Annotated in this window: 26 protein-coding genes; 21 read left to right on the forward strand and 5 right to left on the reverse strand. The window is 66.2% G+C overall.

All coding sequences use genetic code 11. From position 1 onward, the window contains the following. Positions 1 to 87: 87 nt before the first annotated feature. A complete protein-coding gene (locus IT779_RS13320) occupies positions 88 to 1509 on the forward strand; it encodes a molybdopterin-dependent oxidoreductase (RefSeq protein ID WP_196149565.1) in 1422 nt (473 codons plus the stop codon). A gap of 29 nt (positions 1510 to 1538) precedes the next feature. On the opposite strand, the gene IT779_RS13325 is transcribed toward IT779_RS13320, so the two are convergent. Continuing rightward, on the reverse strand, positions 1539 to 1709 hold the full coding sequence (locus tag IT779_RS13325) for a hypothetical protein (protein WP_196149566.1): 171 nt from the start codon (positions 1707 to 1709) through the stop codon (positions 1539 to 1541). A gap of 186 nt (positions 1710 to 1895) precedes the next feature. After that, positions 1896 to 3863 carry a TPM domain-containing protein gene (locus IT779_RS13330; RefSeq protein ID WP_196149567.1) on the reverse strand — a complete coding sequence of 656 codons (1968 nt, stop codon included), beginning with the start codon at positions 3861 to 3863 and terminating at the stop codon, positions 1896 to 1898. Between the two features lie 50 nt (positions 3864 to 3913). Here IT779_RS13330 and IT779_RS13335 point away from each other — a divergent pair, with 50 nt between their 5' ends. Further along, positions 3914 to 4591 carry an MBL fold metallo-hydrolase gene (locus IT779_RS13335; RefSeq protein WP_196149568.1) on the forward strand — a complete coding sequence of 226 codons (678 nt, stop codon included), beginning with the start codon at positions 3914 to 3916 and terminating at the stop codon, positions 4589 to 4591. Positions 4592 to 4654: 63 nt separating this feature from the next. Next, positions 4655 to 5200 carry an HD domain-containing protein gene (locus IT779_RS13340; RefSeq protein WP_196149569.1) on the forward strand — a complete coding sequence of 182 codons (546 nt, stop codon included), beginning with the start codon at positions 4655 to 4657 and terminating at the stop codon, positions 5198 to 5200. On the opposite strand, the gene IT779_RS13345 is transcribed toward IT779_RS13340, so the two are convergent. Beyond that, positions 5193 to 5663 carry an NUDIX hydrolase gene (locus tag IT779_RS13345; protein WP_196149570.1) on the reverse strand — a complete coding sequence of 157 codons (471 nt, stop codon included), beginning with the start codon at positions 5661 to 5663 and terminating at the stop codon, positions 5193 to 5195. The genes IT779_RS13340 and IT779_RS13345 overlap by 8 nt on opposite strands. Beyond that, positions 5660 to 6415 (reverse strand): helix-turn-helix domain-containing protein, encoded by a 756-nt coding sequence (locus IT779_RS13350; protein WP_196149571.1) that lies wholly within the window; start codon positions 6413 to 6415, stop codon positions 5660 to 5662. The genes IT779_RS13345 and IT779_RS13350 overlap by 4 nt, the downstream gene beginning before the upstream one ends. Before the next feature lie 146 nt (positions 6416 to 6561). Here IT779_RS13350 and IT779_RS13355 point away from each other — a divergent pair, with 146 nt between their 5' ends. The 16 genes from IT779_RS13355 to IT779_RS13430 all read left to right on the forward strand — a co-directional run bounded on the left by IT779_RS13355 (position 6562) and on the right by IT779_RS13430 (position 17728). Continuing rightward, entirely contained in the window at positions 6562 to 6792 is a 231-nt protein-coding gene (locus IT779_RS13355) for a helix-turn-helix domain-containing protein (RefSeq protein WP_196149572.1), read from the forward strand. After that, on the forward strand, positions 6789 to 6950 hold the full coding sequence (locus tag IT779_RS13360) for a hypothetical protein (protein WP_196149573.1): 162 nt from the start codon (positions 6789 to 6791) through the stop codon (positions 6948 to 6950). The genes IT779_RS13355 and IT779_RS13360 overlap by 4 nt, the downstream gene beginning before the upstream one ends. A gap of 145 nt (positions 6951 to 7095) precedes the next feature. Continuing rightward, positions 7096 to 7533, forward strand: coding sequence for a hypothetical protein (locus IT779_RS13365; protein ID WP_196149574.1), 438 nt, complete (start codon positions 7096 to 7098; stop codon positions 7531 to 7533). Beyond that, positions 7530 to 7865, forward strand: coding sequence for a hypothetical protein (locus tag IT779_RS13370; protein WP_196149575.1), 336 nt, complete (start codon positions 7530 to 7532; stop codon positions 7863 to 7865). The genes IT779_RS13365 and IT779_RS13370 overlap by 4 nt, the downstream gene beginning before the upstream one ends. A 53-nt stretch (positions 7866 to 7918) precedes the next feature. Next, a complete protein-coding gene (locus tag IT779_RS13375; RefSeq protein ID WP_196149576.1) occupies positions 7919 to 8236 on the forward strand; it encodes a hypothetical protein in 318 nt (105 codons plus the stop codon). Next, positions 8233 to 9024 (forward strand): hypothetical protein, encoded by a 792-nt coding sequence (locus IT779_RS13380; RefSeq protein ID WP_196149577.1) that lies wholly within the window; start codon positions 8233 to 8235, stop codon positions 9022 to 9024. Before IT779_RS13375 ends, IT779_RS13380 begins: the two co-directional genes overlap by 4 nt. Next, positions 9021 to 11132 (forward strand): type IV secretory system conjugative DNA transfer family protein, encoded by a 2112-nt coding sequence (locus IT779_RS13385; protein ID WP_196149578.1) that lies wholly within the window; start codon positions 9021 to 9023, stop codon positions 11130 to 11132. Before IT779_RS13380 ends, IT779_RS13385 begins: the two co-directional genes overlap by 4 nt. A gap of 28 nt (positions 11133 to 11160) precedes the next feature. Next, entirely contained in the window at positions 11161 to 11715 is a 555-nt protein-coding gene (locus tag IT779_RS13390) for a hypothetical protein (RefSeq protein WP_196149579.1), read from the forward strand. Continuing rightward, the gene (locus tag IT779_RS13395) at positions 11715 to 12224 is read left to right on the forward strand and encodes a hypothetical protein (protein WP_196149580.1); all 510 of its coding nucleotides are present in this window, start codon (positions 11715 to 11717) and stop codon (positions 12222 to 12224) included. Before IT779_RS13390 ends, IT779_RS13395 begins: the two co-directional genes overlap by 1 nt. Position 12225: 1 nt before the next feature. Beyond that, positions 12226 to 13875, forward strand: coding sequence for a hypothetical protein (locus IT779_RS13400; RefSeq protein WP_196149581.1), 1650 nt, complete (start codon positions 12226 to 12228; stop codon positions 13873 to 13875). After that, positions 13872 to 14390, forward strand: a complete 519-nt coding sequence (locus IT779_RS13405) for a hypothetical protein (protein ID WP_196149582.1) — start codon at positions 13872 to 13874, stop codon at positions 14388 to 14390. Before IT779_RS13400 ends, IT779_RS13405 begins: the two co-directional genes overlap by 4 nt. Next, positions 14387 to 15310: a hypothetical protein gene (locus IT779_RS13410; protein ID WP_196149583.1), complete on the forward strand. Its 924-nt coding sequence runs from the start codon at positions 14387 to 14389 to the stop codon at positions 15308 to 15310. The genes IT779_RS13405 and IT779_RS13410 overlap by 4 nt, the downstream gene beginning before the upstream one ends. A gap of 90 nt (positions 15311 to 15400) precedes the next feature. Further along, entirely contained in the window at positions 15401 to 15937 is a 537-nt protein-coding gene (locus IT779_RS13415) for a hypothetical protein (protein WP_196149584.1), read from the forward strand. Further along, entirely contained in the window at positions 15934 to 16410 is a 477-nt protein-coding gene (locus IT779_RS13420) for a hypothetical protein (RefSeq protein WP_196149585.1), read from the forward strand. The genes IT779_RS13415 and IT779_RS13420 overlap by 4 nt, the downstream gene beginning before the upstream one ends. Before the next feature lie 47 nt (positions 16411 to 16457). After that, positions 16458 to 17192: a DUF2637 domain-containing protein gene (locus IT779_RS13425; RefSeq protein WP_196149586.1), complete on the forward strand. Its 735-nt coding sequence runs from the start codon at positions 16458 to 16460 to the stop codon at positions 17190 to 17192. Positions 17193 to 17272: 80 nt separating this feature from the next. After that, on the forward strand, positions 17273 to 17728 hold the full coding sequence (locus IT779_RS13430; protein WP_196149587.1) for a hypothetical protein: 456 nt from the start codon (positions 17273 to 17275) through the stop codon (positions 17726 to 17728). A gap of 1320 nt (positions 17729 to 19048) precedes the next feature. Here IT779_RS13430 and IT779_RS13435 read toward each other — a convergent pair. After that, complete coding sequence (locus tag IT779_RS13435) at positions 19049 to 19207, reverse strand: hypothetical protein (protein WP_196149588.1); 159 nt, start codon at positions 19205 to 19207, stop codon at positions 19049 to 19051. Between the two features lie 775 nt (positions 19208 to 19982). Here IT779_RS13435 and IT779_RS13440 point away from each other — a divergent pair. Next, positions 19983 to 20237, forward strand: a complete 255-nt coding sequence (locus tag IT779_RS13440) for a hypothetical protein (protein WP_196149589.1) — start codon at positions 19983 to 19985, stop codon at positions 20235 to 20237. A 165-nt stretch (positions 20238 to 20402) separates the two neighbouring features. After that, a complete protein-coding gene (locus IT779_RS13445; RefSeq protein WP_196149590.1) occupies positions 20403 to 21749 on the forward strand; it encodes a hypothetical protein in 1347 nt (448 codons plus the stop codon). Positions 21750 to 21818 lie beyond the last annotated feature (69 nt).

Genomic DNA, 21818 nt, shown 5'->3' on the forward strand with positions numbered 1-21818 from the left:
ATGCCCGGTTCGACGGTGTCCAGGACGCGTCTTGCCGATAACGTCGTGCACGACGCACGGCGCTCGAGACGAAGGTGGGATGATTCGGTGCTGACGAACGGCGGCGGCAGCGTCGCGGTGGGGGCGGCGGCGCTCGGCGCGGCCGAGGCGGTGGCGGCGCTCGGCGGTGTCTCCCTGGTCGATGCCGTCGCCAGGTTGATGGCCGATACCGCGCCCATCCCGGTCGTCGAGGCCACCGTCGCGCTCACCGGTCGCCACGAGAAGCGAGTGAGCCGTTTCACGGCGGGTGCGGGTGTGGTGGCGCTGGCCGCGGCGGCGGTCGCCGCACCGTCGCGGCTGCGCGATCCCGCCGTCGTGGTGCTCGGCGTCGCGGGCGCCGCGCTCGCGTCGCGTCCCGCGTATCGGTCGGGGTGGGCGGCCGCGGGCGCGGTGGCTGCGGCCGGTGTGCTCGCCGCCGGATCGCGGCTGTGCCCGACCCGCGGTCTCGGCATGGCGACGTGGGCGTCGGCGGGGCTCGGCCTGCTGGTCGCGGCGCGTTCGGCCCGGCGCGACCACGAGCGCCGATACGAGGAGACGATCCGCCGCGTCGGCCCGGTCGGGGCACTCGGCCTCGCACCCGAGGACGGATTCGAAGGCGAACCGGGCCTGTCACCGCTGGTCACCGCCGGACACCGGTTCTACGTCGCCGACGTGAATCCGCGTCCCCCGCGCGTCGATCCGGACCGTTGGCGGCTCTCGATCACCGGCATGGTCGCGCACCCGCTGCGTCTGACCCTCACCGAATTGATCGTCGACGCAGTCGAATTCGACGCCGTCATGGTCTGCGTGCACAACCGGGCCGGGCAGCGGCGCGTCGGCAACGCCCGCTGGACCGGCGTCCCACTCGCCGATCTGCTGCGCCACGCCATGCCCGAATCCGGCGCGACCCGACTGGTCACCCGCGCCGTCGACGGCTACACCATCTCGCTGCCCGTGCCGCCGCTGCGTTCGGGCGAACTGGAGGGCTATCTCGTCGTCGGCATGAACGGCAGACCGCTCGATCCCGCGCACGGCTTCCCGGCCCGCGTCTTCGTGCCCGGCCTCTACGGGCAGTACACCGGCGTGAAATGGCTCAGCGAACTGCAACTGACCGACGACAGCCACACCGACTACTGGTGGCGGCGCGGATGGACCCCGGAGCCGATCCGAGTGCAACCGCACGCCCGCATCGACGCCGCCGTCGCGGGACAGGCGGGCACCGTCGTCACCGGTGTCGCCTGGGCGCCGCCGGAAGGGGTCGCCGCCGTGGAAGTGTCGGTGGGACAAGGGGAGTGGCGGCCCACGGAACTCGCCGCCGAACTCGCCCCGACCGCGTGGCGACGCTGGCGCACGACCCTCGACCTGCCGCCCGGCAAGCACACCGTGCGCGCCCGCGCCGTCGCGAACTCCGGCCGCGTGCAGAGCGGTGACCGCAAACCCCCGTACCCGTCCGGGCCGTCGGGATTCCACGCGGTCACCGTCTCCGTGTGACCGCTACGCGATCGGTTCCTGGAGCTCGGTCACCCAGCCGGATCCTCGGTGTATTCGGGGTGATTTCCCGCGCGGGCCCCCCGACCGGTAGCGGTCGTCATCTGCCCAGCCCCAACGCCTGCCACGGCTCCAGGATGGGCGCGGTACACGACGGTGGCCGCGCGCGGCAGTGCGGGCAGATCCACCAGCGCGACGCTCACGATCCCACTTGCCGCCGGGTCTCGCGGTCGGACGGGGGGTTCTGCGATCGGTTGCGTGCCGGAAAGCTGTACCCGGTCGTGCCTGCGGTCGCGTCGGGTATGCCGCTGTCGGTTGCGCGCCCGAAAGCCGTACCCGGTCGTGCGACCGGTGTTCGGCGGTCGGGTCGCGCCTCGGAACCGCACTTCTCAGAATCGTCCGCCGCGGCTGACTCGCCTCGAACCGTGTGAACCCCCGTAGCTGCCCGCCCGGTAACCGCCTGATCCGCCTCCCGAACTCGCGCCACGCAGCAATCCGTCGATGAGGATGCCGCCGAGCACGGCACCGGCCTGCGCGCCACCCGAGGGCGGTCGGCTCGCCTCGAACGCCCGCACCTCGGCCTGCGCCTCCTGCAGCGCGCGCCCCGCCAGATCCGCCGCGGCCCGCGCGTACGTCAACGCCTGTTCCGGCTCGACGCCCGCCCGTCTGGCCTCGTCCAGGTTGCGTCGCGCCTCCGAGAGCCGGGTGCGCGCGTCCGCACCGACCCCGCCGCGTCGAGTGCTGACGAAATCGCCTGCCGCGCCGATCCGCGCGTCGGCGTCGGTGAGCGCCTGGTCGAGCCGGCGGCGCAGATCCTCGGCGGCCAGTTTGCGGTCGGTGGCTGCGGCGATGGCGCGATCGAGGTCGCCGTCGGCGGTGACGGCGTCGTGGTAGGCGTCCAGCGGATCGGCCTGCGCCGCCGCGGTCGCCGCCGCCAACGCCTGCTGCGCCGCCGCGCGCGCCGCACCGAGTTCCGCGCCGCCGAACTGCGCCAGCTCGTCGGCCGCGGCGATGTCCTTGCGCAGTTCGTCCAGCACCGCGGGCAACCCGTCGCGCGCCTGCTGGATATTGGTCGCCGCGTTGTCCACCCCGTCCAGCAGCGCCCGCGCCTGCCCGACCGCGGCCTCGGCCGCCCTGATGGCCGCCACCGCGCCGCCCTGCTGACCCACCGGCAGCGCCATGGCCTGCCGTCCCGCGTCCACATTCTGTTCCGCGAACGCCACACGCTCGCCCGCCATCGCGACATTGTCGCGGATCGAAGCGAGCACACCCGCCGGATGCGCCGCCCCCAACCGCGCCAGCTCCGCCTCCGACGCGGGCATCCGCCCGGTCAGATCGATCAGATCCCTGGTGAGCGCGTCGAGCCGGTTCGGCGCGTCGATCAGCAGATCCCGCATCTGATCGAATTCCGCTACGCGGGCGTCGAGTTCGCGATCCGCGCGCCCGACCACTCCGATCAACTCGACCAGCAGCGCCCGCTGTTCCTCCGGCGTCTCCGGAATCTCGTCGTCGAGCCGCTGCCGAATCCGGAAAGCCTCGGCGGCAGCGGTTTTCGCGTTCTCCAGCGCCGTCGTGAACGGTGTCGTCGCGACCGCGCCGAATTCACCGGTCGCCAGCTCCAACTCCTCCGCGCTGGTCCTGATCGCATTGTCCATCTCCACCAGCACTTCCCGTGACCGCGCCTGCAACGCGGGCAACGGCAGCGCGGCCAACGCGGTGCTGTTGTCGGGATCGAGTGCGCGCGCCGCGGCCAGTTCGGCGCGCGAACGCTCACGGGAGCGTTTCCGCGAGAACAACACGAGCCCGCCGATGGCGAGCAGCACCAGCGCGGCCAGCACGAACAGCGTCCCCATCCCGAAACCGCTGTCGTGCATGGCCGTGTTCAGTCCGTCGGCGGTCGCGATCCCGGCGTCTGCCCAGCGCGCCTCGCGCAGCGCCGGTTCCACCCGCTTGTACAGCAGATCGTCGAGTTCACTGTCGCTGACACCCTCGGGCAACCCGCCGTAGAATGCGTACTCCGTCGACTGCGTCGCCACCGCGAGCAGCAGGTCACGCGAACCGAACCGGGACTGATCGGCCGTCCGCGCCGCCCACTGCTCCGGGTCGAGGCCCCCGAAATCGTGCACGTAGACGATCCACAATCGGGTCTGCTGATCGGCGAAGAGCTGATCCACCGCCGATCGCACCCGATCCGGCTGATCGCCCTCGAGTGCCTTCGCCTGGTCCACCACGTAGGTGTCCAACCGTGTCGGCGGTTCCGCGACCGCGACGCGCCCGGACAATCCGACCAGAAACAACAGTGCGACCAGGACCGTTCCGACCTGACGGCGGAGCGGACGTTTCGACCTCAGCGGCATGCGAAGAATGTATCCCCGGATCGCCCCGAGACAGTGGATAGCATCGAAGCGTGATCACGATCGACCGCCCCTACACCGGCCACGTGTCCCCCGGATCGAATCCGCAGCAGCGCGACATCCCCGGCGCCCGCATCCTCAAGCTGTCGGTGGGCCGCATGGACAACAACTGCTACGTCATCCAGGACGCCGCCACCGGCGCTGCCCTGCTCATCGACGCCGCCAACGAAGCCGACCGCATCGCGGACCTCATCGCCCAGGAAACCCCCGGCAAGATCCGCCTCATCGTCACCACCCACCAGCACGCCGACCACTGGTTCGCCCTGAAGGAAACCCACGCCGAAACCGGCGCCCCCACCGCCGCCCACGAACTCGACGCACCTCCCCTCCCCGTCGTCCCCGACCGCCTCATCACCGACGGCGACACCCTCGAAATCGGTACCCTCACCTTCCACATCATCCACCTCACCGGCCACACCCCCGGCTCGGTAGCCCTCGCCCTCACCGACGAATCCGGCCGCACCCACCTCTTCACCGGCGACTCCCTGTTTCCAGGGGGTCTTGGGCGGACAACAAATCCGGAGGACTTCAACACCCTGTTCGCCGATGTGACCAGCAAGCTCTTCGATCGGTACGGAGACGACACGATCGTCTATCCGGGACACGGCGATGACACCACACTAGGCGCTGAGCGGCCGCACCTGGACGAGTGGCGCAGCCGCGGGTGGTGATCCGACTTGCCTGAATCTCTCGGCTCAGTTCCGCGGTCGTCCGACGCTCGCTACGGTCGGAGTATGACCGGAGTGGAGACAGTCGAATGGGCCGAACACCTGGCCCGTACGTATCTGGCACCGTTGCCGCGTCGGCTAGCGCACGTTGAGGGGGTGGCACGTCAGGCTGCTCGTGCGGCGGCGGTCGTGGATGATCCGGCCTTGTTGGTGACGGCCGCGTGGCTGCACGATCTCGGCTACGCGCCGGACATCGAGCGGATCGGATTCCATCCTGTCGACGGCGCCGAGTTCCTGCAGGAGCGCGGCCTCGGTGAGCGGCTGTGCGGCCTGGTCGCGAATCACTCGTGCGCTTGCGTCGAGGCGCGGCGGCGTGGAGTGTCGATCGAATGGCCTGATGAGGAGTCCGCGTTGCGAGATGCGCTGTGGTGGGCCGATATGACCACGACCCCGACGGGTGGACTGACGGGTGTGCGTGAACGTATCGCTGAAGTTCAGGAGCGGTACGGAACCGATCACATTGTGGCGCAGTCGGTGACGGAAGCCGCGCCCTATCTGCTCGGTGCCGCCGACCGGACAGAAGGCCGGATAGCCTCGCAGACCCTCAGGTGAAGTAGGGCCGAGGCGCGTCCTCGAGGCCCTTGCGAATTCTGAGCCAGATCGACGGGTGAATATCCCGGTCGTGAAGTCGATCCGGCGCCACCCATTCGACCTCGGTCGATTCATCACTCGGTCGAGGGGAACCGCCGACCGGCTGAGCATGGAAGCAGATCGAAAACTCTTGGCGCACCTCGCCGTCGTCGTAGGCGATCACATGATCCGGATCGGAGAAGACCCCGATCAACCCGGTTACGGCGACATCGACGCCGGTCTCCTCGTGAACCTCGCGGACGACCGCCTGTGTCACGGTCTCGCCTGCCTCGAGCCCGCCACCGGGAATCGAATGCTTGCCGTTGTCGGTACGCCGAATGAGCAGAATCCGCCCGTCGTCGTCCTGCACGAGAGCGCTTACCGCGACTTTGATGCTGTTCGCGTTCGGTGCGCCCGGGTCGTGAAAATAGTCGGTCCTGCTCACGCCTTCCTCCCGAAATCGGCCTCATAGCTTTCCGTCCAGACCTGTTCGAAGCTGGTCGTGTAGGTCTCGAACAGGTCCGCAGCAGGTAGCAGTCGAAGGTGGAACGCGGGCGCGTATGCGCCCGGCTGCCCGTAGACATGCATGTTGACGATCATCTCGTCATCGAATCGGAAGATCGAGTTGTAGAGCGTCGTCCGGTGGTAGCGAATTTCCACACCGTCTATTTCGGCCAATGGTTCGATCAATGCCAGCGCGTTGCGAATTCTCGCGGGTACGGTACCCGACGCGAGCCGTTCCTCGCCGCTTCGTTTCACGGCCTCATCCTCGTCGGGATCGCCGAACAGCATCCGAACTTTCAGGCCGTCACGGGTCTTCTGTTTGATCGTTCGTGCGAACGACGGCTCTTCGGCAAGGAACAGCCCGGCGAGAACGAGAACGTCGATTTGCTCGGTCGCATGAGCGAGCAGACGCGTCCACAGATCGAGCGGTATCGCACTTCGGTGCGGATACACATTGATCACTTCCGACTGAGCGACCTCGGCCCGTCGTTCAGGCGGAAGCGCATCCGGCCAGAGGTAATTCTCGGTTTCCCGCACCATGGATGCCACCTTGTGGCGATGGCGTGGGTACGGTGTCCGGCCCTTGGTGATCCAGCGCTCGACAGTCTTCTCATCGACACCTGTAGCCACCGCTACGTCGGATAAGTCGAGGCCGTTGCGCAGAAGCGCTTCTCGAAGACGATCGTTCGGCATCGCCATCTCCTAAGGGACGAGTAGGGACCTCTCTACTGTACTCGAGACGTCTGAATGCGTCTACCTATGTGGTCATTGCGCCACGTCATTTCCCGAAAAGTAAGCGATTGCAACGCATTTCCCACTTTTCGAAGGAGTGACCGAAGTTGTCGCACAAGTCGTACGGCGAAGCCAGCGGGACCGACGCCCGCAGGCTCATCAGCCTCAAAACGGCGGCGTCCCTTGTCGATGTCGACGCGAAAACCATCCGCAACTGGATCGCCGCCGGCCAGCTGCGCGGGTTCCGGATCAACGGGCACCTGCTGAGGGTCAACCACGCCGAATTGCTGGCGCTGGTTCAGCCGATCCTCACATCCATTCCGGAGGACGCGGCATGAGCACGGCGAAGAAGTCCCCCAATTCCCCGCAGGTCAATGCTGAGCGACTGGCCGAGTACGTGGCGAAGGTGGTCGCTGAGGCACCGCCGATCTCCTCTATCACGCGGGCGCGCTTGTCGGCTGTTCTCGGCAGCAATGCCGATCGGAGGGCGGCGTGATGCGCGCCAGGACGTTCGGTTTCGCGGTGGCTGCGGTCGCGGTGGGTTATCTGATGTTGGTTGCGCCGGATGTGCTCGGTGTGGCGGTGATGCTGCTTGGCGCTGTGGCGTTGTGGCGGGTTTCGCGTCGGGCGGGGGTTCGGCGATGAGCGTGAATGAGCCTTTGCATGATCCGGTCGAGTTGCTGGGTGAGTTGAACGCGGTCATTCGTGAGCAGGAGTTGTTGCGGCAGCGGATGGTTGCCTTGCAGGCGAAGTATCGGTCGTTGGAGTCCTTCGCGGAAGCGGGTGGGTTCGACAAGCCCGGCCGGTACGAGTTTCTGCCCGAGGAGTTCGGTCGGGTCAACCTCGACGCGGCGACCGCCAGGCTCGATGACGCGGCCGATGCGATGAGCGGTCCGGAAAGGTGGCTGCGGTTGGCGCGGGAGTACGCGGCGAAGGTGCGTGAGTATCCGCGCCCGGATCGATCCGAGGCTGATTCGATGGGCGGGCTCGACGCCTGGTCCAACGCGTTGTCCAACGCGCTTGACACTTACCGGCGCGTGTCGACCGATCGCGGCGAGGCCGAGGGGCGGTCGTTGTGAGCGGGTTGTGGCGGCAGGAGCCGCCTGCCGGGCACGGCTACTCGGTGTCGGGTCTGGATCGTGGTCTGGGGCATCACACTTCGTCGGCGATGGCGGGTCCGGAGTTCACCAGGATCAGTGCGGTATACGCGCCGCTGAGTGTGTTGCCGTTGGTGCCGCAGTTGGTCGTGCTGGCTGTCCTGGTGTTGGTCGGGATGGGCGGGTGTGCGATCGCGTGGGTCGATCAGCAGGACTATGTTCCCTCGCCCAATATCTGCCGGGTCGATCAGATCCCGCAGGCCGATCAGCTCGATTGTGACGCGCCGACGCAGGTTCCGGCGGGTGGTCGGTGATGAGCCGCCGTCAGCCGGGACGTCGGGAGCAGGCATCGAGCGCGGTGGCGGGTGTGCCCGCGGTGCCCACGCGGATCACCGATCTTGCGCATTTGGCGGAAGCGGCGCGCCGGTTGGGGCAGTCCGATCGGGTGATCCAGGTCGATGTGTCTGCGCCGCAGGTGGTTCGGACGCCGGGCGGTCGTGTCGGTCATTGGTTGGTCTCGGGTGAACCGCTGGTGGGGCCGGGGTCGAGCACTGCGCTTGCCGAGGCCGTGGATCGTGCGGCTGAGCGGGACGAGACGTCCGACGCTGTCGCGGATCGCTGGTCGGGCGGTGCTTTGGCCGAGGTGATGGCGCGCGGTGCTGAACGAGAGGAGTACAGCCGATGAGCTACACGTCTGTGTTGAAGCGGTTGTCTGTCCGCGATATGACGGTGTTGTCGATTGTGGCCGAAATGTATGGCGCGCCTATGGATGTCGTGGCGTCGATGCTGCGGGTGTCGCAGGATCGTGCCTATCGGATAGCGCGTGGCTGGACCGAGGCGACCATGATTTCGCCGTTGCGGGTGAAGCCGGTTCCCGGTTACGCCTGGATCTTCCCGACTCGCGCGGCGGGTGAGGCGCTGACGGGTCGGCAGCTGCGGGCGTGGGTGCCGACGCCGAAGATGGCCGCGCATGTGCGCACCACCTTGGAGGTCCGCCTCGCTCTGGTCGGGTTGGACCTGGATCGGTGGGTTTCCGAGCGGGCGTTGCGTGGTGAGCAGCCGCCGACGCGTGCGGGTGTGGCTCGGTCCCATATCCACGATGGCCGTTTTCGGACCAAGGCGGGGGATTGGTGGGCGGTCGAGGTCGAGCTGTCGCCGAAGGACCCGGCCGCGGCGCGTTCGGCGTTGGCGTCCGCGGTTCAGGTCGCTCGCAGCGCGGGCTGTGTGGGGGTGACCTACTACTGCCGTGGTGAGCGGGTGAAGAACGTGATCCGTACCGCAGCCGCTGGTGTGGATTTCAGCGACGGGTTCCGCGTCACGTTGGACGACGTCGACGCTCTGCTCGCCAGGTCCGCTTTCGCGCCGTCCTCGCCCGGTGCGCGCCCTGGTTTCCGGGTGATCGAGGGCGGGGCCTGTGATCCCACATCCATTCAGGTCACCGACCGTGATGCAAGGAAGGGGGACAGGTCATGACCTGCACTCCGATTCTCACCCCGACCGACTGCGGGCCGACGACGCCCCCGCAGACCCCTGCCCCGGTATCCGCACCGCCGACCGTGGCGCCCGAGACCGCTCCCGTGGCAGTCGAACACCCGGCCGTCACCGTCGATCCCACGATGCCCCCGATCGGGGTGAAACACGACCCGCTGGGTTGGCTGCCGGACTTCTCGTCGTGGACGTGGGACAGCGTCGCCGACGTCTCGCTGTTGGGTGCGGCGGTGTTGGTGACGGTCGCGGTCGGCACGGTCGCGATGATCGTCCCAGCGGCGCTGTTGGGGTGGAAGCCGCAGCGCCTGCGGAACTGGTTGTTCGCGTCGGTGCTGGCGATGCCGGGCGCCACGGCGTTGTGGGCGTGGGACATCTTCGCCCCGGCCGAGGACTTCGCCGCCGCCGCGCAGTCGTTCCTCGCGGGTCATTTCGTGGGTGGGTTGTTCGGGATGGGGCCGGTGTTGATTCCGGTCGCGTGGTTGGTCGCGGCGATTCTCTACACCCGTCGTCGCACGCAGTTGCTGACGGTCGGGTTGGGTTCCCCGGCGGCGACCGAGCGTGCCCTGTACATGCAGGCTCAGCGCGAGCAGCGTTCTGCAGCGCGGTTGTCGCGGCGCCGTCTGCCGTTGACCACGGGCGGCTGGAACCCGGAACTGGTGATCGGGCGCCTTGCGGTCGAGCACGATCAGGCTCCGCCGTCCTCGATGGCGCGGTCGTTGTTCGGGCGTACCGAGACCCGGTTGATCCTGCCGTGGATCAATGTGGCCGAGCACATGTCCACGGTCGCGGGTTCGGGTTCGGGCAAGACCACGTTGATGCAGCGGGTGTTGTTGTCGTGGATGGTGACCACGTGGACTCGTCATCGGCGTTGGTGGCGTAAGGACCGTCCGGGTCGTCCGTTGGTGATCGTGGTCGACTGCAACGGTGGCCCGGAGTCGCGCAAGGTCGCGGCGAAGATGCGGCGCTGGTTCACCGCGCTCGGGGTGCGTCCGGAGCGGATCGGGGTGTTCCCCGACGACGTGTCGCTGATGCTGTGGGACGCGCCCGTGGATGACCTGCGCTCGATCCTGTCGGCCATGGTCAGTGGTGGTTCGACGCCGACGACCGACACCGAGAAGTACTTCCACGAGATCCGCGAGACCCTCATCCATTTGATCGTGGACGCCCCCGAACGGGTCGAGGTGATCGACGGCAATCCGACGCCGATCGGCGCGAATCCGCCGCGGTCGTGGTTGGAGTTCCTGTCGCGGTTCGATCCCGAACGCCTCGCCAGGTTGTGGGGCGGACAGACCGGGGCTGTCCCGTGGGCGGGTGTGGCCGGGATCGATATGGAGATCGCCTCGACCATCGACGGCAAACAACCCGTCATGAACAGCGCGCGCGCCGAATTCGCCAACCTGTATCGGCTGCTCGGCGATGTCTTCGACGGGGACAAGACGCTCACCGATTTCGATGTCCTCTACATCGTCCTGGAAGGGGTGAAGACCCCAGATCGTGCCCGTTCCCAGTTCGGAGCCCTGGGGACGATGTTCGAGCAGCTGGCCGACAAGCAGCACGGCCGGACCGCGCTGATGGTGGTGGACGAGTTCTCCGCGGTATCGGACGGCAAGACCCGCGCGGTGAAGTGGGTCGAACGCTTGCGTAAGGCCGGTATCGGGTCGTGGTGGATCGCCCAATCGTGGCAGGGCCTGGGGCACGACGACGACAACCGCACCGCGCTGGTCGCCGCCGCGTCCGGCGGCAGCCTGCTGGGTCGGTCCACCGATCCGGAGACCATCGCCAAGATCTACGGCACCCGCCCGAAATTCGAGCTCTCACGCAAGTTGATCGCCGGGAACCGGGACGGTGACGAGGGCAACGTGCAGACCTCCGACCAGTTCCTGATCCCCCCGAACCGGTTGCGCGCCATGGCCAAAGGAGACGTGGTCCAGACCTCGGGAGGCCGCGCTCGGTGGGGTCGGGTGTCCCCGCTCAACGACGCCGAACTCGACAGCCTCTCGCCGCTGCCCGGCATCGGCGAGTTCACCGACCCCGCACCCGCCGACGAAGGTCTCGCGTCGGTGATCGACCTGAACCGCCGTCGCACCGCGTAACCGACACCCCTGAAAGGAGATTCACGACATGGCCATGCCGAACCCGTTCGACAACGACAACCCCGACGACTACGACGACGACCGCGAGGAACACGGCGAGGACATCGGTTCCCCGCTGGATCGCGGCGGGAAGCTCGACAGCCGCCAGGCCGACATCCTGCACAGCCTCGCCGTCGATCTGGAAGGCAGCGACGCCGAACACCTCGCCCACGCCTTGAGCGCGCCGGTCGTCCCGGACGGCGGGAACCTCGGGCGCGCGGTCGCCCCGCACCTGGAACGCGTCACCAAAACCGGGGACTGGCTGCGGATGTGGGGACCCGCTACCGCCGGCACCGTCGCCGCCGGGGTCGCGGTGGTGGTGCTGCCGCTGCCCGGCCCGCTCGCGCTGTATGTGCTCGCGGTCGCCGCTTACGGGTGGTGGCACTGCGCGGGACGCCCCGGCGCCACCGAGACCGTGCGCCTGCTCGCCGCCGCGATCGGCGACGCCGCCGCGTGGGTCCGCCGCCACGTCGAGCACTTGGCGCAGCGTCGCGCCCGCTACGAGTCCCGCCGCACTACCTCCGAGAAGAAGGAACAGAACTGATGAACCGCAACGACATTCGCCCCATCCTGGTCGGCGTGAGTGCCGGTCTGCTCACCACCGCGGTCACGGCCGCGGCCCGCGAACTCGCCGAGAAGTTCGGATCGTCCGTCCGCACCGCGCAACGGATCGTCGCCGAACGCGACGCGGACCGCGAAGCCCTGCGCGCCGGATTCCGGCCCGAGCTGGTCACCACCGCGCCGGGTGTCACGACCTTGGCCGATTTCACCGTCGTCCAGTTGCTCGCCGAGATCACCGAGCGGCGGCGCCGGTTGGAGAACCACGGCTTCAGCGTCTATCGGCCGGAGTACCTGCGCACCGACTTCCAGCTGAATGCCGAGCAGTTGGAGGCACTGCGCGCCGAGTTCGACCGCCGCCGCTACCAGCCCGGCGGTGCCATCACGCGCCGAGACCGGCGCCGCCTCGACGCCGCCGTGGACGAGGTCTACGGCCCCCTCGATCCCCCGTCGGTGACCACCCAGGACGCCGACACCACCGAACAGGAGAACTGACATGTCCGATCGCAGTGTCGAGGACGAGCTGATCAGCGAGGTACGCCAGTTCGGTTCGGCGATGCGCGCGGCGCTTCAGCGCCACGCCCAGGCGTTGAACTGGCTGGAGCGGCGCAAGGCCCGCAAGGACATCTCGCGTCTGGTGCGTGAGGAGCGCCGCAGCGAGGAACACGCCCGCACTCAGCAGTTGAGCTACACCCGGTACGCGGTCGACCGTTTCCGCACCCATTCCAACGCGGTCGCCTCGCGCGCCAACGACCCGAACCTCGATCACGGGCAGCGGGACCGCGACGCCGCGGCGTTGCGTGAGCACCGCGACCGCCTGGCGGGGATGTTCGTCGCCAACGAACGATTGACCATGACCGAGCGCGGGATAGCGCTCGATGGTCTGGACGCGGCGACCGCGTTCCCGGAGTTCGAGACCGGGAACCTGTTCGCCCGCGCCCACAAGGTCAAGGGTGTGGAAGCGCTGCATCACCGGGCGCGGGTCGCCCGCGAGATCGGCGCCGTGCAGGAACGCTCGATCACCGCGGCGGCCCGCCAGCGTGAGCAGGTCCGCCAGCACGAACAGCGCCAGACCCAGGCCGTGGACGGATTCGCTGACGACTACGGCGCGCGCACTCGTCTGCTGCCCGACGATCGGCGGCAGTTGGCACGGTTGGAGGCTGCCTCGGTCGAGCCGCACCGGTTCCGGGCGACGGTGGCCTGGACCGACCACGACGGGATCACCACGTCGCAGACGCGGCGGTTCGGTACCGAGCACGCCGCCACGGACTGGATGCGCCGCGATGTCGACGGCAGGTTGTCCTTCGGTGAGACGGTCGGTGTCCAGACCTGGGACGCGCACGACGCCACCGCCCCGCTGTATTCCCATACGGGCGGACAGAGCGCGGTCGCGGTGTCGCTGACCTTTCGCGAGGAAGCCTTGGCCCGGTCTGCTCTGGCTCGCGACGTCCCGGACCGCGCGGGCCTGGGCCGCGACACCTCGGCGCCGCAGGCCCCCGTGTCGGGGCGTACGGAGTCGCCCGCGGCTGCCGGTATCGAACTGGAAACGGTACGCGCGGAGCGGGATTCGCTTCGGGATCGACTCGGGTTGTCGATCGAGCACAACGCGGAGCTGTCCGACAGCAACGGTCGGTTGACCCGGCAGTTGTCCGCGGTGCGCGGGCAGTTCGGTGATCTGCACTCCAGGCTCGACGCCCTGGAGATCGAACGTGACAAGCTCCGCGACGCGTTGCGCGCTGCTGGCGCCGAGCGTGAATCCACTTCGGGGGCGCGCGGTCAGGCGCGCCAGGTCGAGCGCGATTCCGATGAGTCCGAGGAGTGGACCCGGTTCGAGGAGCGGTTGCGCTCCATCGAGGCCGATGAGTACGACCCCGGTTTCGAGCAGGTGGTGCGCGAAGAGGACGACTGGGCCTCGGAATCGGACGGGGACCAGCGGCGCGTGGTCGAGGAGAAATCTCAGCGCGAGAACACCGCGACACCAGCCGCCGAACAGCGGCAGCGGGATCGGGGCGGTGAGTCGGGTGGTTCGGCGCTGAGTGGTTACCGGGCCGGTCGCACGTTGGCCGACGCGATGGCCCGACACAGCGCCCGGCGCACCAACGGTGCCGAGTTCGACGGCGCCGAACACGAAGGGATGTACCGATGACCAGCCACGACGACATCGGGTTGCGCGGTGTGGACGCGATGGACGACACGATCCGCGCCTACTACGCGCAACGAGTGCCCGACCCGGCCGAAGCCGAATGGCGCGCCGATTACGGGCGGGTGCAGGACCGCTTGGTTCAGGCCGGGTTCCCCGACCACGAGCACGACCCGCGCGCGGTCGCGATCGTCGCCGACGCCGAACGGATCGAGGCCCGATGGACAGGCGACCCGAAAGTCGCGCCGCGGTGGGAGCAGTTGGCCGAATGGCATCGCATGGCCGAGGAAGCCGCCCACGCTCGCAACGGAGCGGATATCCCGGACCTGTATACCAAGATCCCGCAGGGCGGCGATCCGGTCACCTGGCGCAACGTGTTCCAGGCCGTCGATCTGGCCGGAACCGCCCGCTGGCCCGCACTCGACCCCGAGCGAACCAGCACCGGTTCGTCGGCCGGGCAGGGCGGCAACGCGTTGGCCGCGGCTCTGGATCGCGTCGAGCGGGACGGAGTCGAGCGGTGAGCGGGCCGGGTCTGGAATCGGCCTACGACGGGATCGGTGTCCGGTCCGAGCGCGAGCGTCGAGAAGCGTTGCACGCGTTCTACAGCGCGCGGACCGCTGATCCGGTCGAGGCCGAGTGGCGCACCGATTACGCCCGGTTCTACTTCCTGGCCGACAGCGCCGAGGGCCGCAGCGGTTACGCCGACGCCGACGACTACGCCGAGCAGGCCCGCGAGGTCCGGCGCAGGTGGGTCGAGGACCCGCGTGTCGAGCCGCTGTGGTCCGGGTTGGACAGGGCGCGCGCCGAGTTGGAGGTGATGGTGCCCTACGGCGAAGAGCGCGGAGACATGCCGGGCGAGGCACCGCCCGGCATGGACCCGACCATGTGGCGCAGTCAGTTGCAGGCACGCGATCTGACCGGCCACGGCCGATGGGCCGAACCCCACGCGAACAGCGATCGAGAAAGGACCGAACCAACCCGAGACGATACCCGCCGCGACCAAGCCGAGCAGGCCGAGGAGTTCGAGGAGTTCGGGTCCAGGACCGAGCAGGTGATGCGCGCGGACTTCGTCCACGCCGTATCCATCGGCGCCTGGACCTCCCCGTGGCTCGGCCGCGAGGACGACTGGCCCGAGCACTTCGTCTACCTGTCCGGCGCCACGAATCGGTGGCGGCGCGACCCGGAAGCCGCCGATCAGTTCGCGCGGGCGCAGGCCCACATCGTGGGCTCGCCGATCCAGCAGCGCAGCGAGGAACAGGCCCGCTGGATCGCCGAATCCGGAGTCGAGCGCGACCCGTGGGCCTACGCCGAAAGCCCGTACGTGCAGCGCGCATTGCGGCTGGGACACGTACCGGGCGCCGAGGCGGCGCCGACCGCATCCCGGACCGGTAACGCCCTGGCCAGGGCGATGTCGGTCGATCACACCGAGTACGAGCGATAGCCCGTTCTCATCCCCGAATACGCGCCATGCCGGGCGTGTCAGCGCCCGGCATGGCCGGTCCGACACCACATTTCACAGAAGGAACGAACCGTGAATGAGAATACCGCCGCCCAGCAGGGCGCCGATCCGAACGAGCACGAGTCTCCCACCGAGATCCGGATGCGCGCGGACTTCATGCACGCCAACCAGTACATCGACCGCGACCCCGAGGATTACGACCCCGCCGACAGCGTCGAGCAGGCCGAGTACTCGCTGCCGTGGCTCACTCGTGGTGACGAGTGGACCGCGCATTGGTGCTACCTCGAAGACGCGACCAATCGGTGGCGCGCCGATCGGGACGAAGCCGCGGACGTGACGATGATCGCCGACGCCGAGGGCGTGTTGTCCCCGATCCATCTGCGCAGCGAGGAACAGGCCTGCCACATCGCCGAGCACGGTGTCGAGCGCGACGCGTACGGCCTGTTGACCTCCCACTACGTGACCCGCGTGGAGAACTACTACGACACCCTGCCCGGCGAGATCACCCCGCCCGCGACAGTGGCGCCGTCGGCGTTGGCCGACTACCGGCCCGGCAATGCCCTCGCGACACACGCGGCGAACATCGAGCGCGAAGGAGTCCAGCGGTGAGCCCCGCGGCCGAGGCGACGATGCCCGCGACCCGCGGCGACTACCACGACGAACTGGTGGACACCCTGTTCGCGCCGCTGCGCCGCGCGCTCAGCCCCGTCACCGTCGACCAGGACCACGACCACACGGCGCCCGCGACCGAGCAGACCGCGTCTCCCGCCGCGGCGAGTCCGGCGCGGCCGGTGATCGAACCGGGCCTGTCGGTGGCCGAACTGCAAGCGCGGTTGATCGCCGCGTACGAACACAACGCCGAATTGCGGGCGCGGCTGACCGCGACCGAACACGCGTGGGCTGCCGCCGAGCGGGAAGCGGCCCAGCTCCAAGACCGTAACCGCGAACTAGCCAGTGATCTGGACAACGCCCTGGACGAACTCGCGGGCCACGCCGCGCACGCCGAGCAGGAACGCCTCGTGCGCGTCCCGGTGTGGAGCCCATGGACAGCGTCCACCGACCGAGGAGGTCACGACCGATGAATCCGTCTACCCCTGTCCAGCCTGTCAAGCGGGTGTCAAACGGGCGTATGGACTTGGCGGAGTTGACCGCGTTGGCGATGACGATCGTCATCGGCGCGGGCGCGTTCGCGTGGTCGTTCGCCGCGCTGACCGAGCTGTCGGTGATGGCCGGCATCACTCCGCGTCTAGCGTGGGCCGGACCGATTTTCGTGGACGGCGCGATCGTCCAGTCCGCTGTCGCCCTGGTCTCACTCCAACGGCGCGCCCGCCAGAACGTCCCCATCCCGACCGGGACCAAGGTGTTCTTCTGGGGCGAATTGTTCGCCGCCGAACTGATCTCCGTGATCGGAAATGGCCTGCACGCTGCGGAATCCGGGCAACGCATCCTGCCCGCGACCATCGCGGCGTGTGTGGCTGGCGCGGCGCCGCTGTTCGGTTTGGCGGCCACGCACGGGCTCACCGCGTTGATCGAGGTCCCCCGCAACCCCGAACCGACCCCGGTTCCGGACTTGACAGCGGTATACGCCGATTCGACACGCCTGGACACAGACCGGACAGGGCTGGACAGCGAGCGCGCAGGACTGGACACCGCCTCGACAGTGACTGTCGAGGCGGTGGACATCGACCCGATCACCGAACGCGATGCGCAGATCCGGCGCCGTCACGCGGGCGGGGAATCCATGCGCTCGATCGCGGCCTCGGTCGGTCTGTCGCACTCGCGGATAGGCCAGATCGTCAACGCCACCACCGACCGCGACGACACCAACGACGACGATCCGGAGGTGTTGAGCCTGGTTCGCTGACCGATCGCCACACCAGCAGGCAGGCCCGATCGGGCCTGCCTCTCATCCCCTCCTATCTCACGAAATCGAAGGAACACAACATGACCAACGCACTGAGCGAAATGGACCAGATCAACGCCGAGCTGATGAGCAGTGGCACCCGTAATCCGTTCGGCCGCGATATCGAACCGGGCACGATGGTGTCCGGCGAGATCGTGGCCGTGATCCGCCGTCATCGCCACAACAGCCAGGGACAGCCGCTGTTCTGGGTGAACCGCAAACCGATGGTCGCCGCAGCCGGAGACCCGGTCATCGACTCGGCCCTGGTGATCCAGGTCGAAGAGCAGGAGCGTGACACTCCCGACGAGGAAGGTCTGCGCCTTATCACCCTGGATCGCGATATCCAACGCGCGATTTCGGCCGGTGTGCGCCGATCCAGCGCGTCGGGTCTGGCCATCGGTGGATGCCTGGACGGTCTGGCCTACGTCGGCCCTGCCGCAGGCAGCGGCTACGGCCGCGTCTACGAGATGCGCGCCTACGTCCCGCCCGCCGAGTAGCCCATCCCCGAACCCGAGCCCGGCCGATATTTCGGCCGGGCTTCTTCGTGTTCACGGCCTGGCGGCGATCTCGTCTTCCCCGACTGTTCCCGCGGCCCTTCCTCCGAAGGCTTGTCGAGTACGGATCGGCGGTTGCTCAAGGGTGACCGAAGGTCATCGCCGGAGGCGACGCGACGTAGGAGCGCCCTTGAACGACCGCCGATCCGTACTCATGCTGTTCGGCCGAGGAAGGGCTGTCACGTCGTGGATTCGGTCTTCGGAATCAGTACGTGGAGTGTCGATCAGCGCGCCGAGAGTTCGCCGAAAAGGTGCCGATAGGTAGCCGAATGCCAGCAGTGGACACTGCTAGCATTCGGCGCACTCAACCACCCCCCGAACCTGCCCTCGAGCTGTGGTTACGTGGGTGATTTCTGCTCACTCCTCTCCCCACCCCCACCGACATCTCAACGCACACTGCGTGAAACGTGCGTTGAGATGTCGGTGGGGGTGGGGAGAGGAGCAATCAGAAATCAAAAGAGAAGGTCAGGTTCGGGGGGTGGTTGAGTGAAAAGGAATCTGGTTACGTGAGGTGGTATCGGAAAGTTTGCGAGCTGGTCGGGTTGGCATACGGAAGTGGTGGGTGGCGTCAGGCGGTGAGGCTGCGGTTCAGGGCACGCGGCTTGCGCGGTTCGGCGATTCGTGGACGTGGTGGCGGTCGTGTGCGGGGTTGCGCGACCGGTGGTCGCGCGGGCTTGCGAGCGGGTGTGTCTGTTCCCTCCGGTGTGGCCTGAACGGGCCTATCACACGGTCACCGAACATCAAGGGCGCTGCGCGTCGGCTGCGCCGATGGCCTTCGGCCACCCTTGCTGCCCGGCGCCCGTGTGATCGAAGATGCCCAGGCCACACCGGAGGGAACAGACACAGTCCCAGCCGAACGCTCTACAGCCCGAACAGCTGCGCGCCTGAAGGGCGCGAGCGGGGCCAGCCCCCGCACCCCGCCCTCGCCGGGAGGCAGGCCGTCCAGAGGGACCGGAACGAGAACTGCCGGTAGGTAGGTCTGCCGCAACTTCCCAGCGGCATCACGGCTACTGGGCCGCAGTCACCCATGCTCCGATAATCGTGTCTACCAATGACTTTCGTTGCAACCCGTGTGTCGGTGGGTGTCGATACCGTTTGGGTATCGCGATCGACAGGGAGGGACCGAGCGATGCTGGTCATCAACAAGGCGGCAACGATAGAGCCGAGCGAGCGGCGGGTGGCCGAATGGATGCACCGGTGGACAGGTGCACTGCTGACTGCGATGAACCTGGGAGAACAAGCAGGTATCAACAAGCAGGTATCTCAGAGCTTGTCGCCGGGATTCCCAGGCAACTCGACGTCATCGGCGGCGCCGAATCCGATGCTCACGTCGACTGCTACCGCCCAGCGCAAGGCCCCGGCCTGGGGCATTCCAATGTCTGCGCCGCCGCCCGCCGCCCGGTCGACGGTCTCGACCGGCACTGCGCCTCCTCCTGACAAAATTCCGCCCCGTCCAGTAAGAACCAAGCGTTCGATCACGCATCACACAGGCGTCCAGATAGCTGCTGCTGTCGCCGCTTATCGCGGCCATCATCGGAGGGACTTGGGGTATGGACCGAGGGGGAGGCACCGTACCCCCAGCGGACCGGTGACCACGAGGTCGTCGGCTCATCGACCGAGGAAGTTGCACCGACGACGTACGTCGAGCCCACACCGCAGCCTGAACCGGTCCTGCCGGAGCTCACGCAGCCGTCGGGGATCGGCTGCTCTCCGTTCCAGGCGAATTGCTAAGCCGCCGGTGTTCCGGATGGTGAAGGGCCTGCTAGCACGAGGTCGGCGCATGGCAAAGATGCAGCCGTCGGCCTGGACGAATGCCACAATGTAGTTCAGGTGGGCCAGGTGGTGGAGTCGAGGTCATCTCTAGCATTTGCCATTCGCGTCTACTCACAGTAGCTAGGGTTATCGAAATGAGCGTGGGTTGAGCGGAATTAATTGGCCAGAGGTTCTAGCGGGTTTTGTGCTAGGCATGACTCCGCTAATTGTAAGGCAATTGTATATCCTCGTGAATTACAGGCGATTGTCGTCTCGGAAGAAATTTCTGGGACCCCTTTGGTCTTACCACAGGAGCAGCAAGGCTGACGGTCGAATCATCGAGGAGCACTATCTTGTAAAGTATTCATTGGTATTCGGAAAATTGACAATTCGAACAATACATAATCAAACGGACCCGTACACTAGATTTCGTTACACTGGCAGCATGTCTGCGCGTGAAGGTATGGTCCGGTACTTTGTTTTCAGCGATCCGGCATCTCATGAAAAGATGTTTTGGTGCATCATAGATCCATTCTTCGATCCATTCGAAAAGACAATCGGGGTTTGCCTGGCGCTCGACCTCAGTGGGCTACCGGTGGGGATGCCGATGATATTGAGTCGTGACAGAATCGCTCTCTCGGATGTGGAGAGCATGATTGAAAATCAGGTGCTCAAGACGCAGCCTTTCGGTAGTCCGTAATTCCCAATCGGCCTGTGTCGGCTAGCTCGATGAGTATCAACATTGGGGGCTGCGGCATGTGGCGCCGATCGGGGAATGCTATATTCCTACTCCGGTTTTACATATTCGGCGGTAGGTTCGAGGGGCCAGAAGCTGCGAAGGCTAATCGACAGAAATGAAGGAATCATGGGTCTGCTGGATCGCTGGACGGGCATGCGTAGTTTGGACATGGGGGGCATTACCTATTCGTTTCGGACGGTAACGGTTTTCTCCTTTCGCAAGTCGCGTCGTTCGTCTATTCTGTATCGGACCCGTCGGGATGTTAGACAAACTGGGCATAGATCGATTCTTCTCCAGAGCTTAATTGACAACCGGAGTGTACTTAGCGATATTCCGGGATCGGCTATCGCGCGTCAATACAAGACCGAAATGCGCATCTTGCGTAATTTGCAAGCCTCGGACGGGTCTGGTCAAATTATCTTCTTAATGTGTCAGTTTATTCCCCGTGTCATTGCTGGCGTTGCCGTTGCTGTTTTGGCATCCATGCAGAATTTTAATATCGAGGCTCGTGTAGGCGTGATGATGGGTGTTGTTATCGGTGTTGCCGCAGGGGTGGTGGCACCAGGTTTGAGTTCGATCCTAGGTGCTCGAAGTGTCCTAATTTTATTGCCTTTAATAGCAGGAGTTGCCACCATACCGCTTCTCTACGGTAAGTCCCTCGAGTCTCTGTCAGTCACCGCTCATGTGTCCCTGCTGACCATCCTCTGTCTAATGACGGCATCACTTGCGATCTCCGGTCTGTTTGTTTATTCGGGACTCCTAATTGGCCTTCTGATTGGTTTGAGACGTAAGAATAGCCATCGGCGCAAAATTGACCCATCAATGTTGATTGTTAATTCATTGTTGGACTTGATAATGCTCTTGCGATCTGCTCAAGCATTGATTAGCGAGGACGGAAAGTGGCAGGTTGTTTCTCGTCTGCATGAGTCATCTGCCTACATCCGTACTTATCTGCCGGTTACGGGAAGTATTCTCGATCCGGTTGAGCGAATTGTCTTCGAGGGGCGGTGTCATTCGGCCAGTAAGATTATTCGATCGTATGCTCTATGGGCTGCACTGCCGACGCCAAGTACTCGGCACGATTTGTTAGAAAGATTGGAAGAGGTAACTACTAATATTTCTCTCGGACTTTACGACCTGATGCCGAAGTCCGAGGGTGTAGCAGTAATTTCCGTCGCTGATAGGCTGAGGGCTATGGTGCGGGTCTTATTAAATATAATGGCCGGAACCATACCGCTCATGCTTATATATTTGGCGAAATGGGCTGGATTCGATCTCTCGGCTTCGGGCATAGGTGTGGGGGCCGCTGTATTCGCTATTTTATGGGCTGCTGTAGTGATCATCAGTTCGCTCGATGAAAACTATGCTAGTCGGCTTGCAGCGCTGTCAGATATGATGTCTGCAATACGCGGAAGTGCGAAGTCAGAATCTGCACCAGGTGTCGTTGGTGGGGGGCAGACCGGCAGGAATTAGTAAACGTAGTGGGAATCTTTGCTGCGGAGGCCTCAGGAGCCCTGCACTCAGCGGATTTGGCCGGCATGG

It is taken from the genome of Nocardia bovistercoris (genome assembly GCF_015674855.1).
GTDB lineage: Bacteria > Actinomycetota > Actinomycetes > Mycobacteriales > Mycobacteriaceae > Nocardia > Nocardia bovistercoris.